Source organism: Jiella marina, from assembly GCF_024359545.1.
Taxonomy (GTDB): Bacteria; Pseudomonadota; Alphaproteobacteria; order Rhizobiales; family Rhizobiaceae; genus Jiella.
Window position 1 is genome coordinate 132,060 of sequence record NZ_JAKQZG010000001.1, and the last position, 16,378, is coordinate 148,437.

A 16,378-nucleotide genomic window follows, 5' to 3' on the forward strand; every position below is an offset into this window, starting at 1 on the left:
TTCCATGACGTGGCTTGCTCATGGTCTCTGCTACGGCTTGCACGAGAAAGGCAAGGCGTGCGGTTACCCGTGGCAGGGTCGTCGCAGTCAATCTCAGCGGTCGTTCCGCGACCGGCCAACAGGCAATTGACTTCCTGTCGCCGAGACCGGAGCAATGGAATCTCAGAGACCGATCTTGCTGGAACGACACAGGCGAGGGGAATACTGCCGCAAATGACAATCGTCTTGCGTTTTCTCGTGCAAGAAACGTAACAATCAGCCGATGCAGGAACTCAGGCCGATCCGTGTCTTTCTCGAAGTCGCCGCTCAGCGAAGCTTCGCCAGGGCGGCGCGGACCCTGCGGATGACGCCCGCCTCCGTCACACGGATCGTGGCGCGTCTCGAGGCCGACCTTCAGCAGCAACTCCTCGTTCGCACCACGCGCCAAGTCTCGCTCACCACCGCCGGCGCCCTCGTCGCCACGCGATACGGACCGCTTGTGGAGGAGTTCGACCGCGTCACGCTGGAATTCGAACGGGCGACACGGGCGGATCAGGGCAGCCTGTTCATCAGCGTTCCGATGTCGTTCGGCCTTCGGCTCCTGCCGCAATTTGTCTCGCAGTTTCGCACCGCCTACCCGCAGATCCAGCTGCATGTAAATCTCAACGACACGCTGGTCGACGTCGTCGCGGATGGATGGGATCTGGCGATCCGCATATCCGAACCGCCAACCGACCGGTCGACGATCTGGCGCAAGGTCTGCGAGGTCCCACGCTTCGCAGTGGGGACGCCGAGCCTGTTCGAGCGCGTCTCTCGGCCGAGCATGCCGGAAGACCTCGATCAACGCTTGTGCCTGTCATACGCATCGGAAAAATCGAGGGAGATCTGGCAACTGACGAAGGGCGCAACGAAGCGCAGCATCGCCGCGGGTGACGAGATCGTCTCCAACAATGGCGATTTCCTCTATGCACTCGTGCTGTCAGGCGCAGGCATTGCCGTCCTTCCCGAGTTCATCGTCAGCGAGGGGCTTGCGGACGGGAGGGTCGAGCGCGTGTTGCCGGAGTGGACCCCGGCGCCCTTGTGGCTGGCACTCTACTATCCACCCTATGACGTACTCCCACCCTTGGTGGCGACGTTCACCGACTTCTTCGAAGCGTTCCTGCGCGGTGTCGATGCACTTGATTTTCGGGACTCCTGACCGGTCTCTAACGTGCGCTTGTCGTTCCAGGCATCTTGCAGAGCGGCGTCTCTCCCGGCCTTCATGAGAAGCGTTCTTGTCCAAAGGAGTAGCCGGCCCTGACCGTTCGGGCATAAGTTTCCATGCGATCAGCGGTAGCTCGCTGCGGCCTTGCGATTATCCTGCGATGTCGGGAGGCCAGAAACATGTCACAAGCGACCCTTGCGCACGCATCGCCGTCGACCGACGGGAGCATGGAGCCTGCAGAGGCACCGCGTCCCGACACCTTTTCCATGGCAAAGGACGTTCTCGATCTCCTTCGGTCACTCCTGATCGAGGTCGGATCCAATCTGCTGCCCGAGATCGACGATCTTCTCTCCGGGCGCATGTCCGTCGCTGAGGTTCCCGAAGCGCGACGCTTTCTTGCGCTCCAGAGTTTCGGCGTCTGGCACCAGCTGATCGCCATCGCGATGGAATACGAAGGAGCCCAGTATCGCCGTGTCGAGGAACGCTCTGGCCGCGCCATGATCGGCACCTTCGCCGACGTTCTCAAGAGGGCGCAGGAGAACGGAATCGGTCGGGAGACCCTCGAAGGCGCATTGTCGCGCCTGAAAGTACAGCCGACCATGACGGCTCACCCGACCGAGACCAAGCGGGTGACCGTCCTGGAAATCCACCGGCGGATCTATCGCCGTCTGACCGAGCTTCTGACCCGCGACTGGGCCCCGCATGAGGTCGAGACGCTGAAGACCGCCCTCAAGGCCGAAGTCGAAGTTCTCTGGCTGACCGGCGAACTGAAGCTGGAAAAGCCCTCGGTTGCCCAAGAGGTCGACTGGGGTATCCACTTCTTCGACGAGGTGCTGTTCGAAGCGCTGCCCACCGTGGTCGACAGTCTCGAACACGCATTGGAGAACTCCTACGGTGTCGACGCGCCCGAGACCTGCCTCCACTTTGCCTCCTGGATCGGGGGCGATCGGGACGGCAATCCCTTCGTAACCGCCGACGTGACCCGCGCTTCGCTGAAGCGCTATCGCGAGGCGGCGATCGCCTCCTACCGCGCGCTTTTGAGCCGGCTGGCGGCGGATCTTTCGATCGGTGTCAGCGTCGTCTCGTTTTCTCAGGAGTTCAAGCTCGCTCTCGACGGACTTCTGGCGCAATGCGGTCCCGAGCGTATCGAAATCGAGAAGCGCAATTCCGGCGAGCATTTCCGTCAGTTCGCGGCGGCGCTGAGCTGCCGTCTTGAAGCAACCTCGAAGGCTGATCGCGGCGAGGCAACAGGCGTCACGCCCTTCGCCCGCTCCGCCGAGCTCCTGCGTCTGGTCGAGACCCTGCGCAAGGCGCTCTGCCAGACGGGGGCGGCAGCGGCCGCCGAGCGCAAGGTCCTGCCACTGGAGCGTCGTCTGCGCATCTTCGGCTTTCATACGGTTGCGCTCGACATTCGGCAGAACGCCACGGTGGTCAACCGCAGCCTTGCCGAGATCCTGTCGGCCGTCGACGGCAAGACGATCTCCGGCCCTGACGACCCGGCATGGGCGGATCGGCTTGCGAGTGGCCTACGTGAAGAGAAAGCGCCCGACCTTACCGGCCACGACTTTTCGGACGAGACCCGCGACCTCATCGCGCTGTTCGAGCTTCTCGGCGAGGCGCGCAGACGCGATCCGGCCTCAATCGGTGCTTTCATCCTTTCTATGACCACCTCGGCGGAAGATCTCATCGCCGTCTATCTCATGTCGCAATGGTGTTCGTCCGGAACATCGAACATCATGGCGCCGCTGCCCATCGTTCCCCTGTTCGAGACGATCGACGACCTGCGCGCCTCGTCGGAGATCCTCGACACGATCTTCTCCAACCGTGCGGTGCGCCGCCTCCTGCGCGAAGCGGGCGACCGGCAGGAGGTGATGCTCGGCTATTCCGACAGCAACAAGGACGGCGGCTTCTTCACCTCGAACTGGGAGCTCGCCAAGGCGCAGGTCGCGCTGAAGCGCATCGGCCACAAGCACCGGGTGGAGGTCTCCTTCTTCCATGGTCGTGGCGGCTCGGTAAGCCGGGGTGGCGCGCCGGCGGGTCGGGCGATCGCCGCCCAACCCAACGGGACCGTCGACGGGCGTTTGCGGGTGACCGAACAGGGTGAGATCGTCTCGGCGAAATTCGCCAATCGTGGCACTGCGCTCACCATGCTGGAGCGTCTGGTCGGCGCCGTCCTGGACCATACGCTGCAGCCGCCCGATACGGCCCGACCGGACGAGATCGGCGAGTACAAGGAAGCCTTCGAGGCGCTATCGGGCCTCAGTCAGGTCAAGTATCTGGACCTTGTCCGGATGCCGGGCTTTATCCAGTATTTCAACGAGGCAAGCCCGGTCGAGGAACTGGGCCTTCTGAAGATCGGCTCGCGGCCTGCCCGCCGCTTCGGCTCGGCCCCGCAGAACCTGTCGGACCTTCGCGCGATCCCCTGGGTCTTCGCCTGGAGCCAGAACCGCCACATGCTGACGGGCTGGTACGGCATCGGGACGGCACTGTCGTCCTTCACCGGTGTGCGTGGCGAATCCGGGCGAGCGCTCCTGAAGAAGATGTACGAGACCTCGCCGCTCTTCCGGCTGGTGATCGACGAGGCGGAGAAGCTGCTCTTCCAGTCGGACCTCAAGATCGCAAGGCTCTATGCCGATCTCGTCACCGATCCGCAGGCGGCGACGAACGTCTACCAGGCGATCGCAGCGGAGGCGAAGCTCACCGAGGAGATGATCCTTTTCCTGACGGAAGAGAAGAGCCTCGCTTTGCGCTTTCCCGAATTCCGCACCCGCGCCGAAGGCTTGACCGCGCAGATGGAGGGCCTGCACGGCCTGCAGGTCGATCTCCTGCGCAAGGTCCGATCGGGTCGAGGAACCGACGAAGCGCGGCCGGAGGACGTCGACGCGCTCTTGATGACCATCCACGTCATTTCCGGCGGCCTTGGATGGACAGGATAACGGAGGAGACCACCATGGACGCAAGAGTGCCGGCGCGCACGCGCTTTTTCACCGACCGGCTCGAAGACAGGGACCCCGACATCTGGGGCACCGTCGAACGCGAGTTCGGCCGGCAGCGCGACGAGATCGAGCTGATTGCCTCGGAGAACATCGCCAGCCGCGCCGTCATGGACGCGCAGGGCTCGGTGATGACCAACAAATACGCTGAGGGCTACCCCGGACGGCGCTACTATGGCGGCTGTCAGTTCGTCGATCAGGCGGAAGAGATTGCCCGGGAGCGTCTGAAGAAGCTCTTTGATTGCGCCTGGGTGAATGTGCAGCCGAATTCCGGCAGCCAGGCCAATCAGGCTGTCTTTCTGAGCCTGCTGAAGCCGGGCGATACCTTCATGGGGCTCAATCTCGCCGCAGGCGGCCATCTCACCCACGGCGCCAAGGTCAACATGTCCGGCAAGTGGTTCAATGCCGTCCATTACGGTGTCGACAAGGACACCGGCCTCATCGATATGGACGCGGTGGAGCAACTCGCCGAGGAGAGCAAGCCCGCGCTGATCATCGCCGGTCATTCGGCCTATTCGCGCTATCCCGACTTCAAGCGTTTCCGAGAGATCGCCGACAAGGTCGGTGCCAAACTGATGGTGGACATGGCGCATTTCGCCGGCCTCGTCGCCGGCGGCGCCCATCCGAGTCCGCTGCCTCATGCCCATGTGGTGACGTCCACCACTCACAAGACGCTGCGCGGCCCGCGCGGTGGCATCATCCTGTCGAACGACGAGGATCTGGGCAAGAAGTTCGATTCGGCCGTGTTCCCGGGGTTGCAGGGCGGCCCGCTGATGCATGTGATCGCCGCCAAGGCCGTCGCTTTCGGCGAAGCGCTCACCCAAGACTATCGCGACTACATCGCCGCCGTCGTCGCCAACGCGAAGACCATGGCGGGAACGCTCAAGGATGGGGGCGTCGATATCGTCTCTGGCGGCACAGACTCGCATCTGATGCTGGTCGATCTGCGTCCGAAGGGGCTCACCGGCAAAGCGGCGGAAGCCTCGCTCGGCCGCGCCCACATTACCTGCAACAAGAACGGCATTCCTTTCGACCCGGAAAAGCCGATGGTCACCTCCGGTATCCGTCTTGGCACACCGGCGATTACCACGCGCGGTCTCGGAGAGGCAGAAATCCGGACGGTGAGCCAGCTCATTCTGGAAGTTCTCGAAGGTCTGTCGAAGAATGGCGAGGATGGGAACGCCGCGGTCGAGACCGCGGTGCGCGGCATGGTCGCCGAGCTGCTCAAGGATTTCCCGATCTACCCGCAGGCGTGAAGATCGAGCTTATCGGTGTGCATGATCAGAAGGGCGCTCTTGGCCAGAGAGCGCCCTCATCGTTTGCAGGCTCCGCCGGCTTGGGCGGTCCCCAAGTAAGTCTCAGTATGCTGTAGGCCGACGAGCAAGCGACATCACCGCGGCAGCGTCCTCATCCTGAGGCTCGAGCGTAGCGAGCCTCGAAGGGCGAGGGCGCTCGGCACGACGATTAAGAGCGTCTTCAAACAGGCAAGAGCCAATAAGATGACCGCCGCCTTCGCCTCAGGAGAGAATCCAAACACGGCGGCTCTGTCCCCACGTCCTTCGAGGCTCGCTACGCTCGCACCTGAGCGTGAGGGGACAGGGCCGACCGCCCCAGCAGCCGCGATCGGAGATAGTCGAGGTGTCGTCTTCGCATCGATGGTGCGCCCCAAGAGAGCAGGACGCGAAGCGAGTTGGCAGCTTCCGTATTCGCCAAATCAGAACGGGCCGGAAACGCTCTCACGCTTCCGGCCCGTTCCGGTCTTCGCCTTGGGAGGCATTCGTTGGATCAGGCGGTGAGGCCTTCGGGTTCTGCCAGGCCGTGTGTGCGGCAGCAGGCCGTGACCGTGTTGGCGAGAAGGCAGGCGATGGTCATCGGGCCGACGCCGCCGGGCACCGGCGTGATCGCACCGGCGACCTTCGCCACGTCGTCATAGTCGACGTCTCCAACAAGACGCGTGCCGCCGTCTTCCTTCTCGATCCGGTTGATGCCGACATCGATGACCGTCGCGCCGGGCTTGATCCACTCGGCCGTCACCATGTTGGGACGGCCCACCGCCGCGACCACGATGTCGGCGCGACGCGAGACCGCGGGCAGATCCTTCGTGCGCGAATGGGCGATGGTGACGGTGCAGCTGTCCTTCAGGAGAAGCTGCGCCATCGGCTTGCCGACGATGTTCGACCGGCCGATGACGACCGCCTCCATGCCCGACAGGCTGCCATGCTCCTCGCGCAGCATCATCAGACAACCGAGCGGCGTGCAGGGCACCATCGCCTTCTGGCCGGTGCCGAGCAGGCCGACATTGGAGATGTGGAATCCGTCCACGTCCTTCGCCGGATCGATCGCGGCGAGCACCTTGTCAGCGTCGATATGATCGGGGACGGGAAGCTGGACGAGGATGCCGTGGATCGTGTCGTCTTGGTTGAGCGTGTCGATCAGGGAGAGGAGTTCTTCCTCCGAGACCGTCTCGTCGAGCTTGTGCTCGACCGACTTCATCCCCGCCTCCGTGGTCGCCTTGCCCTTGGAGCGCACATAGACCTGGCTCGCCGGGTTCTCGCCGACCAGCACCACGGCAAGCCCCGGCGTGACGCCATGCTCTCCGACAAGCCGGGTAACATGCTCCTTGACCTTCTCGCGCACCTTGGCTGCAAAGGCCTTTCCGTCGATCACCTTCGCCGCCATCAGAACAATCCCTCGATCAGACCCTTGTCGTTCAGCCGGATGGATTCGGCTGCGGGCTTCCGGGGCAGGCCCGGCATCGTCATGATTTCCCCGCAGATCGCCACCACGAATCCGGCCCCCGCCGACAGTCGAACCTCGCGTACGGGAATCTCGAAACCCGTCGGTGCTCCGCGCCGTGTCGGATCGGTGGTGAACGAGTACTGGGTCTTGGCCATGCAGACGGGAAGATCGCCGAAGCCGGCTTCTTCCCAAGCCTTCAGCTGGTCGCGAATCTTCTTGTCGGCGACGACCGAGTCCGCCCGGTAGATCTCCTTGGCCACGGTCTCGATCTTATCCAGAAGACCCATCCCATCGGGATAGAGGGGCTTGAAGTCCGCCGCACCGGATTCGCAGAGTTCGACCACCTTCTGCGCGGTCTCCGCGATCCCTTTGCCGCCATCCGCCCAGTGCGTGTTGAGGATCGCCTCGACCCCGAGCCCGGCGCAATAGTCCTTGATCGCCTGGACTTCGGCGTCGGTGTCGGTGACGAAATGATTGATGCCGACGACGGCGGGAACGCCGAATTTCGCGATGTTCTCGATATGACGACCGAGATTGGCGCAGCCTTCCTTGACGGCCGCGACGTTCTCCGCCCCGAGCTCGTCCTTGGCGACGCCGCCATTCATCTTCATCGCCCGGACGGTCGCGACGATGACGACGGCATCGGGCTTGAGGCCGGCCTTGCGGCACTTGATGTCGAGGAACTTCTCGGCGCCCAGATCGGCCCCGAAGCCGGCTTCCGTCACCACATAGTCGGCGAGTTTCAGCGCCGTCTTCGTGGCGACGACCGAGTTGCATCCATGGGCGATGTTGGCGAAGGGGCCACCATGGACGAAGGCCGGATTGTTCTCAAGCGTCTGGACCAGATTGGGCTGGATGGCGTCCTTCAGGAGTACCGCCATCGCGCCGTCGGCCTTGATGTCCTTGCAGGTGATCGGCGAGCGATCCCGGCGATAGGCGACGATCATCTCGCCGAGGCGCTTCTGCAGATCGGCGAGGTCGTCCGCCAGGCACAGAATCGCCATCACCTCCGATGCGACGGTGATGTCGAAGCCCGCCTCTGCCGGAAAGCCGTTGGCCACGCCGCCGAGCGATGTCGTGATCTGGCGCAGCGCCCGGTCGTTCATGTCGAGCACGCGACGCCAGGAAATGCGGCGCTGGTCGATCTCCAGCTCGTTGCCCCAATAGATGTGATTGTCGATCATCGCCGACAGCAGATTGTGGGCGCTGGTGATGGCGTGAAAGTCGCCGGTGAAGTGGAGGTTCATGTCCTCCATCGGCACGATCTGTGCGTAGCCGCCGCCGGCCGCGCCGCCCTTCATGCCGAAATTCGGTCCGAGCGAAGCTTCGCGGATGCAGATCGCCGCCTTCTTGCCGATGGCGCAGAGACCATCGCCGAGACCGACCGTGGTAGTTGTCTTGCCTTCTCCCGCCGGCGTCGGGTTGATCGCCGTCACGAGGATCAGCTTGCCGTCGGGCTTGTCCTTCTGCGCGGCAATGAAGTCAGCCGAGACCTTCGCCTTGTCGTGGCCGAAGGGCAGCAGTGATTCCGATGGTATGCCGAGTTTCGCCCCGATCTCCTGAATCGGCTGCTTCTTCGCAGCGCGGGCGATGTCGATATCGCTAGGCTGGCCCATGTCTCCTCCCTGATCAGGCTGCCTCATTGCGCGAAGCAGCGTTTCATCGGCTCCGGTCCGGAGCCCGTCCTTTCTCTTGTTCCCTGCTGTCGATGTCTGTCCTGCCCTCCCGCCCGGTAATGACCGGGCGCCACCGCCATGCTCGGCAGTTCGGGCCAATCCTCCCTGAACACGTCGAGAAGCGGACATCTTCGGCGCGTCGGTCCCTATTGTCGGTCGTGACAGCCTTTGCGCCCACTACCGGATGGCACAAGAAATGCGCTCGTTCGGGTAGGGGGCTGTGGTCGGTCGGACAGGGTGAGGCCGACAATTCCCGCCCGATCGGAGGAAAGACAAGCGCAAACCTTTCGTTTAAAAGCCGATATCGGGCGGGCACGCATTCTGGGAGGATATCGATGGCGGAGGATCATCCGCGATCTCAGACCACGCGCGTCTTTCTGCTGGAGGCCAATCCGCTTGTCGTGTCGGCCATCACGGGGCTGATCGAGAAAGAGGACGACCTCGTGCTCGACCGGGTCAGCGATCGCGGCTCCGATCTCATCGCAGCGTCCGAGGAGAGTGTCGACCTGGCGGTCATTGCCTGGGATCTCGCGGACATGAAGGCCGTCGACGTCCTGCGGCGTCTGCGGTCGAAGAACAGTTCGGTCAAGGCGATCGTCTTCAGCAGCAACCGGGATCCGAGCGCCCTCCGCCAGGCCGTGCGCCTCGGTGCGCGAGGCTATTGCTACCAGCAGGACGATATCGCCATCTTCTTCACGACGGTGCGGGCCGTGGCCGCCGGCCACATCTGCATCCCCTATATGGACATTGCGACGCTCAACGATACGCCGCTTGCCCATCTCAATGCGCGAGAACGCGAGTTGCTCGACGTGCTCGCGCGCGGGTGGACCAATCAGCAGATCGCCAACCGCCTCGGCATGTCCGAGAACACGGTGAAATACTACCTCAAGAACATCTACGAGAAGCTCAACGTTCGGAACCGGTCGATGGCGGTGGCGCTATGGACGCGGGAGGTGCAGAACTGAGAGGGCGATATCGGCCATCGAGATCGTTGGCGGGCAGGTAGAGCACACGGTCGCATCGAGAGCTTGAAAGATTAGGGTGACATCCCCCACGCTTCGTCATCCTCGGGCTTGTCCCGAGGATCTACTGCCAGTGCCTTACCAGAACCCTCGGCGGATGCCCTTCCTCCCAAAATGAGGCCTACGAACGTCTTTCGGGAGATCCTCGGGACAGGCCCGAGGATGACGAACCGACGAAGGCGGCATTCATATAGGCAGGCCATCAGGAGACATGATCTGTCGGGTGCGCTGACTTTCCCTTTCCTGATCCGGCCGATCCGGGTTCTCCGAACGGGTAGTCAGCCAGTCGTCGCGAGGCGGTGAGTTTCTATCCGCCAGTGTGTGGTCAAAAACGCCGCACCGGCCGTATTCCTGACGATGCGAAAGGATCAGGGAGGAGACCGGCCGGATCGCAGTGACACCGGGTCGACCGAGCAAGCGTCGGGATCGCGACGTGTATCGGCCTTATCGCGCCACGGCATGCCCCAAGGGTGGGCTTGCCAGTTCCGGAACTCCTCTCTCCAAAAGGCATCAGCCACCTGCAAAGAGCCTTGGCTTCGATCGCAGGAACGGGAGGAGGACCAATGAGCCATACCATCCACAATTTGCGGAAGATGCGCCTTCAGCGCTCGACGCTCGCCGTGCCGGGCTCGAACCCGACGATGATCGAGAAGGCGGCCGACAGTGCCGCCGACTGCATTTTTCTCGACATCGAGGACGCCGTCGCGCCCGATGACAAGGAACAGGCGCGCAAGAACATCATCCAGTCGCTGAACGACATCGACTGGAAGGCCAAGAAGAAGACCATGTCGGTCCGCATCAACGGTCTCGACACCCATTACATGTACCGCGACGTCGTCGACGTGATGGAACAGGCCGGCGACAAGCTGGACATGGTGATGATCCCGAAGGTCGGTGTTCCGTCGGACGTCTACATGGTCGAGGCGCTGCTCAACCAGATCGAGATGGCCAAGGGCTACCAGAACAAGGTCGGCATCGAGGCGCTGATCGAGACGCCGCTCGGCATGGCGAATGTCGAGGCGATTGCGGCGCAACCCTCCCGTCTCGAGGCTCTGCATTTCGGTGTTGCCGACTATGCGGCTTTCAACAAGGCGCGCACGGTCAATATCGGCGGCCTGCATCCCGATTATCCGGGCGACCAGTGGCATGCCGCGCTGTCGCGCATGACGGTCGCCTGCCGGGCCTATGGTCTGCGGCCGATCGACGGCCCGTTCGGCGACTTCTCCGACCCGGACGGCTATCGCGCTGGCTGCAAGCGCGGGGCAGCCCTCGGAATCGAGGGCAAATGGGCGATCCATCCGAGCCAGATCGCGCTTGCCAATGACGAGTTCTCGCCGCTTGACGGTGAGGTCGACAAGGCGCGCCGCATCATCGAGGCGCTAAAGGAGGCCGCTGCCGCCGGCAAGGGCGCCGCGAGCCTCGATGGCAAGATGATCGATGCCGCTTCCGAACGCATGGCGAAGAACGTCATCGCGGTCGACGACGCGATACGCGCCCGCGCGCAGTGACGCATTTTTCAGCGCATGACGGGATCCGAAAAGCCATACGAATTTTCGGCCTCATGCTCCAAGGGAGGAGACCCCGATGGACATCCATGAATTCCAGGCCAAGGAACTGCTGGCCACTCACGGCCTGAAGCTGCCACGCGGCGGCATCGCCTACAGCCCCGAACAGGCCCGCTACCGGGCGAGCGAAATCGGCGGAAACGCCTGGGTGGTCAAGGCGCAGATCCATTCCGGCGCGCGCGGCAAGGCCGGCGGCATCATTCTCTGCCGCTCGGAAGAAGATGTGGAAGCGGCCGCCGACAAGCTGATGGGCCGCCGCCTCGTCACCAACCAGACCGGGCCGAAGGGCAATCTGGTCAACCGCCTCTACATCGAGGAGACGGTGCAGATCGATCGCGAACTCTATCTCGGCATCGTGCTCGACCGGAAGGCGGAGCGCATCAAGGTCATGGCGTCGGCCTCCGGCGGCATGGAGGTCGAGGAGATCGCCGAGAAGGAGCCGGACAGCCTGATCCAGATCACTGTCGATCCGGGTGCCGGCATGCAGAAGTTCCAGGCGCGCGAACTCGCCTTCGGTCTCGGTCTCGACGGATCCATGGTCACCAAGGCGACCGACACGCTGCTCGCGTGCTATCGCGTCTTCCGCGATTTCGACGCGACCATGCTGGAGATCAACCCGCTGGTCGTCTCGAAGGGCGAGCTGATCGCGCTCGACTGCAAGATGAGCTTCGACGAGAACGCGCTCTTCCGCCGGCCCGACATTTCGGAAATGCGCGACAAGAGCCAGGAGGACCCGCGTGAGACTTTCGCCTCCGACCGGGGTCTCAGCTATGTCGGCCTCGACGGCGAGATCGGCTGCATCATCAATGGCGCGGGCCTCGCCATGGCGACGCTCGACATGATCAAGCTGTCCGGCGGCGAGCCGGCGAACTTCCTCGACATCGGCGGTGGCGCAAGCCCGGAGCGGGTGGCCAAGAGCTTCCGCGCCGTTCTTCAGGACAAGAACGTCAAGGTGATCCTCGTCAACATCTTCGCCGGCATCAATCGCTGCGACTGGGTCGCCGAGGGCGTGGTCAAGGCTCGCGAGGAGGTGGGCCTGGAACTCCCGCTGGTGGTACGATTGTCCGGGACCAAGGTCGAGGAGGGAAAGAAGATCCTCGCCGAGAAGGCGCCGGATGTGCTCGTCGCCGACACGCTGGCAGAGGCCGCCGAGATGGCGGTCGCCGAATGGAAGAAGCTCGGCCAGAGCGCCGCGGCCTGACGGGAGGATCGTTCACATGGCTATTCTGCTCACCAAGGACACCAAGGTCCTCGTCCAGGGGATCACCGGCCGGATCGGCAGCTTCCATGCCGAGGAGATGAAGGCCTACGGCACCAATGTCGTGGGCGGCGTGACGCCGGGCAAGGGCGGCACCACCCATCTCGGCCTGCCGGTCTTCTCGACAGTCAAGGGCGCCGTCGCCGAAACCGGGGCCGAAGCTTCCATCGTCTTCGTGCCGCCGCCCTTTGCCGCGGACTCGATCATGGAAGCGGCCGACAGCGGCATCAAGACATGCGTGTGCATCACCGACGGCATTCCGGCCCAGGACATGATGCGGGTGAAGCGCTACATGCGCCGCTACAAGGCGGAAAACCGCATGATGCTCATGGGGCCGAACTGCGCCGGCATGATCACGGCGGGGCAGGCGATGATGGGCATCATGCCAGGGTCGATCTACAAGCCAGGCCGCATCGGCATCATCGCCCGCTCCGGTACGCTGAGCTACGAGGCGGCGAGCCAGATGCAGGCGCGTGGCATCGGCGTGTCCACCAGTGTCGGCATCGGCGGCGACCCGATCAATGGCTCGTCCTTCCGCGATCTTCTCGAACTCTTCGAGCAGGACGACGAGACCGATGCCGTCGTGATGATCGGCGAGATTGGCGGCCCGCAGGAGGTGGATGCGGCGCGTTGGGCGCAAGACAATTTCTCCAAGCCGCTGCTGGCCTATATCGCGGGCCTCTCGGCGCCCAAGGGCAAGCGCATGGGCCATGCCGGTGCGATCGTCGCGGGCGAGGGAGAATCGGCGCAGGAGAAGGTGGATATCATCCGCTCCTGCGGCCATCACATTATCCCGCACCCATCCGCATTCGGCGAAACGGTGGCAGACCTGCTGAGCAAGATGAAGCAGGCGGCCTGACGCTTCACGCCCAAGTCCCTGGCTTTTCGAACGCGCCTCTGTCTGAAAGGGCAGGGGCGCATCTGTCTGACATCAGCCATGTGATCGAGAACGAGGACGACATGCTCAAGCCCCAGGGCAATTCAGGCTGGATATTGATCTTCGAATACAGGGGAACGCACCGTGTCATCTGACGACCTGAGGCCAATGGTCCAGGATGCCTTTTCAAAAGCCGTCGCCGCGGCCGATCCCGCCGCCGCCGTTCACGCAGCGCTTTCCGAGTACCGGGCAAGACTTGATGGGGACGGACGCATCTACATCGCAGCTCTTGGCAAGGCGGCGTCTGCCATGGCCAGCGCAGCGGCGGCGGAACTTGGACGGGCCCCCGCCGCTGGCGTGATCGTCACCACCGATGGCGGGGCGAAGCTCGTGGAGGGGTGTCGCCTGATCGTCGGCGGCCATCCATTGCCAGATTCCGGAAGCGTCGAGGGCGGCGAAGCGCTGCTTGCGCTTGCAGAAGCTGCGCAGGAGGGCGATGTCGTCCTTGCCCTGATTTCCGGCGGGGGCTCGGCGCTCGGCGTGGCTCCAAGCGAGGGGCTGACGTTAGAGGACAAGACGGCCGTCACCGATCTCCTGTTGCGATCGGGCGCGGACATCACCGAGATGAACGCCGTGCGGCGGGCACTATCGCGGCTGAAAGGCGGTGGGCTTTCGGAGGCGGCGGCTCCTGCCTTCGTACTTTCCCTGATCGTCTCGGACGTTCCCGGCGACGACCCCGCAACGGTCGCATCCGGTCCAACCGCGCGAGCCGAAGGTGGGCCGTGTGCGCGCGACGTGCTTGAACGCTATCAACTGTTGGACAAGGTGCCCTCCGCGGTTGCGGCCGTGATCGGGAAAGCTGCCAAGCAACCAAAGCTGGAGAACGTCACCAACCGGGTCATTGCCAGCAACGCCCGGTCGGTCGAAGCTGCTGCCCGCGCGCTCTCTGATCGCGGTGTTCGCGTCATCCAGCGCCCCGGCTGGCTTGATGCCGATGTGGGTGCGGCAGCCGCCGAGCTCTTCGCTCTGGTCCAGGCCCAAGCCAACCAGACGGGGCCGGTGGCGGTCGTGGCAGGCGGCGAAACGACCGTGCATGTGACCGGCGACGGACTTGGAGGGCGCAATCAGGAATTTGCCCTGCGCTTTGCTCTTCTCGCGGAAGAACATCCGCTGCCGCGTGACTGGACATTCCTATCCGGCGGCACCGACGGCCGCGATGGGCCAACCGATGCGGCAGGTGGCATCGTAGACGCGGGGACGCTTGGGCGAATGCGTACCGCTGGCCTCGACATTGCCGACTGTCTGAAGCGGAATGATGCTTACCACGCGCTCGCGGCGGCCGAAGACCTGCTGATGACCGGCGCCACCGGCACGAATGTCGCTGATATCCAGATTGCTCTCATGGTTTGACTACCCGAAAGACAACGATCGCCACCCGAGTGTCGTCCCGGCCTTGTGCCGGGATGCGTGCTTTCCGGATGGGACGGTTGGTTCTTGCCCGGCCGAAATCGTTTGAGCTCACCCTCTTGACGAGCGCCATCGCCATTCCGCGCCCGGGCGGCCTGCACTACACGGTTCGGCGTGTCCCTATCCATTGCGGTCGGTTCGGGTACCCGATGGGGCGACAGGAAACACCCGCGCGAGAGTGGTCAAAAGCCCCCCAGGACCTTCTTTTGAGGCCAAGGACGCAAGAGGGCTCGTTCGCCGGTTGGCGGGCGGGCGTCACACCATCGATGTGACATGCGGCCAGGTCAAAGAGGAGGAGACCGCCATGAACGCACCCGTTTTCCCAAGGCTGGAAATTCCGCACACCGTCGCTGCCGGCCCCGGGCCCGGCAATACGGCCGAGCGGGTGCTCGCGGCCTATTCGAGCCCGGGCGTCGCGGATCACATGCAGCCGGACGTTCTCCGCGGCATGATCGAGATCAAGCGCATGCTGCGCGAGATCTTCGGGACCCAGAACGTCCACACATTCGGCGTCGCCGGCACCGGCTGGAGCGGCCTCGACGCAATGTTTTCGGTTGTCCATCCCGGCGACAAGATCGTCATGTTCGTCAACGGGACCTTTTCGGGTATCGATGAGCTCTCCGTGCGCATGAAGGCGGCGACCGAGGAGGAGCTCAGAGCCAACTCGCTCGATCCGCAGGCGGCCTCGGTGGTCACCATTCGCGTGCCGCATGGCCAGTCGGTTACCGGCGATGTCGTCGAGAAGGCGCTGGCCGAGCACAAGCCGAAATGGGCGGCGATGGCCCATTGGGAAACCGGCTCCGGCCGCATCAATGATATCAAGGGTTTCTCCGACGCTTGCGAAAAGCATGGGACGATGGGTCTGATCGACGCGGTGTCGTCGCTCGGCATCGCTGACCTGCGGATCGACGACTATCCGGGCATCGTCGGTTGGGCCTCCTGTCCGCAAAAGGGCATGATGGCGCTTCCACTGACCTACGCGCCGGTGAGCTTCTCGCAGCGCTATATCGACGAGTTGAAGAAAGTCGGCGCGCGCAGCTTCGTCCATCACCCGATCATGGAAGCGCGCCACTGGGGCATCATCAACGGCGAGGATGTCGAGAAGGGCACCTATCACCGCACCCACTCGCCCTATGCCGTCGCGTCCTTCCACGAGGCGCTGCGCATGGTGCTGGAGCAGGGAATGCTGCAGCGGGCGGAACGCTATGCCAAGGCGGAAAAGGCGCTGCGGGCGGCGCTCGAAAGCATGGGCTGCAAGGTCACCTCCAACATGACGAGTCTCTTGGTGCTCGACCTGCCGGAGCAGCTGAAGGGTCAGGAAAAGGACTTCGTCAACGCCTGTCGCGAAGAGAGTTTCTGCATCTGGCCGACCCTCTCCGAGCCGACCCAGATCCGTGTCGGTATCCTGAACCTTCTGGAGGAACAGGAGCTCACCAATATCGTCAAGCGCTTCGGCGAGATGCTCAACCGCTTCGACGTTCCTGCCGATATCGACGCGGCCGTGGCGGAACTGAAGCGCCATCTGGCGTAACCGGAGTTCCTGAAGCCAAAATCTTCCGGCGGCGTTCTTTCCGGGCGCCGCCGGAAACATGACCGCC

General features: G+C 63.5%; 11 protein-coding genes. 9 read left to right on the forward strand and 2 right to left on the reverse strand.

Annotation, left to right across the window (positions count from 1 at the left end; genetic code table 11):
* Positions 1-262: 262 nt before the first annotated feature.
* The 3 genes from MF134_RS00645 (at position 263) to glyA (ending at position 5,432) form a co-directional block, all read left to right on the forward strand.
* A complete protein-coding gene (locus MF134_RS00645; protein WP_255337462.1) occupies positions 263-1,177 on the forward strand; it encodes a LysR family transcriptional regulator in 915 nt (304 codons plus the stop codon).
* A 272-nt stretch (positions 1,178-1,449) separates the two neighbouring features.
* Positions 1,450-4,119, forward strand: coding sequence for a phosphoenolpyruvate carboxylase (locus MF134_RS00650; protein WP_255337463.1), 2,670 nt, complete (start codon positions 1,450-1,452; stop codon positions 4,117-4,119).
* A 14-nt stretch (positions 4,120-4,133) separates the two neighbouring features.
* Positions 4,134-5,432, forward strand: a complete 1,299-nt coding sequence (glyA, locus tag MF134_RS00655; RefSeq protein WP_255337464.1) for a serine hydroxymethyltransferase — start codon at positions 4,134-4,136, stop codon at positions 5,430-5,432.
* Between the two features lie 529 nt (positions 5,433-5,961).
* Here glyA and folD read toward each other — a convergent pair.
* Together folD and MF134_RS00665 are read right to left on the reverse strand one after the other, a co-directional pair.
* On the reverse strand, positions 5,962-6,855 hold the full coding sequence (folD, locus tag MF134_RS00660; RefSeq protein WP_255337465.1) for a bifunctional methylenetetrahydrofolate dehydrogenase/methenyltetrahydrofolate cyclohydrolase FolD: 894 nt from the start codon (positions 6,853-6,855) through the stop codon (positions 5,962-5,964).
* The gene (locus tag MF134_RS00665; RefSeq protein WP_255337466.1) at positions 6,855-8,531 is read right to left on the reverse strand and encodes a formate--tetrahydrofolate ligase; all 1,677 of its coding nucleotides are present in this window, start codon (positions 8,529-8,531) and stop codon (positions 6,855-6,857) included. Before MF134_RS00665 ends, folD begins: the two co-directional genes overlap by 1 nt.
* 395 nt (positions 8,532-8,926) lie before the next feature.
* Here MF134_RS00665 and MF134_RS00670 point away from each other — a divergent pair, with 395 nt between their 5' ends.
* The 6 genes from MF134_RS00670 (at position 8,927) to MF134_RS00695 (ending at position 16,311) form a co-directional block, all read left to right on the forward strand.
* Complete coding sequence (locus MF134_RS00670; protein ID WP_255337467.1) at positions 8,927-9,556, forward strand: LuxR C-terminal-related transcriptional regulator; 630 nt, start codon at positions 8,927-8,929, stop codon at positions 9,554-9,556.
* 620 nt (positions 9,557-10,176) lie between these two features.
* Entirely contained in the window at positions 10,177-11,121 is a 945-nt protein-coding gene (locus MF134_RS00675) for an HpcH/HpaI aldolase/citrate lyase family protein (protein ID WP_255337468.1), read from the forward strand.
* Between the two features lie 76 nt (positions 11,122-11,197).
* Positions 11,198-12,379 carry a malate--CoA ligase subunit beta gene (locus tag MF134_RS00680; protein WP_255337469.1) on the forward strand — a complete coding sequence of 394 codons (1,182 nt, stop codon included), beginning with the start codon at positions 11,198-11,200 and terminating at the stop codon, positions 12,377-12,379.
* Between the two features lie 16 nt (positions 12,380-12,395).
* Positions 12,396-13,295, forward strand: a complete 900-nt coding sequence (gene sucD / locus MF134_RS00685; protein WP_255337470.1) for a succinate--CoA ligase subunit alpha — start codon at positions 12,396-12,398, stop codon at positions 13,293-13,295.
* Positions 13,296-13,457: 162 nt separating this feature from the next.
* Complete coding sequence (locus tag MF134_RS00690) at positions 13,458-14,723, forward strand: glycerate kinase type-2 family protein (protein ID WP_255337471.1); 1,266 nt, start codon at positions 13,458-13,460, stop codon at positions 14,721-14,723.
* 361 nt (positions 14,724-15,084) lie between these two features.
* Complete coding sequence (locus tag MF134_RS00695; protein ID WP_255337472.1) at positions 15,085-16,311, forward strand: PLP-dependent aminotransferase family protein; 1,227 nt, start codon at positions 15,085-15,087, stop codon at positions 16,309-16,311.
* The last annotated feature ends 67 nt before the right edge of the window (positions 16,312-16,378 follow it).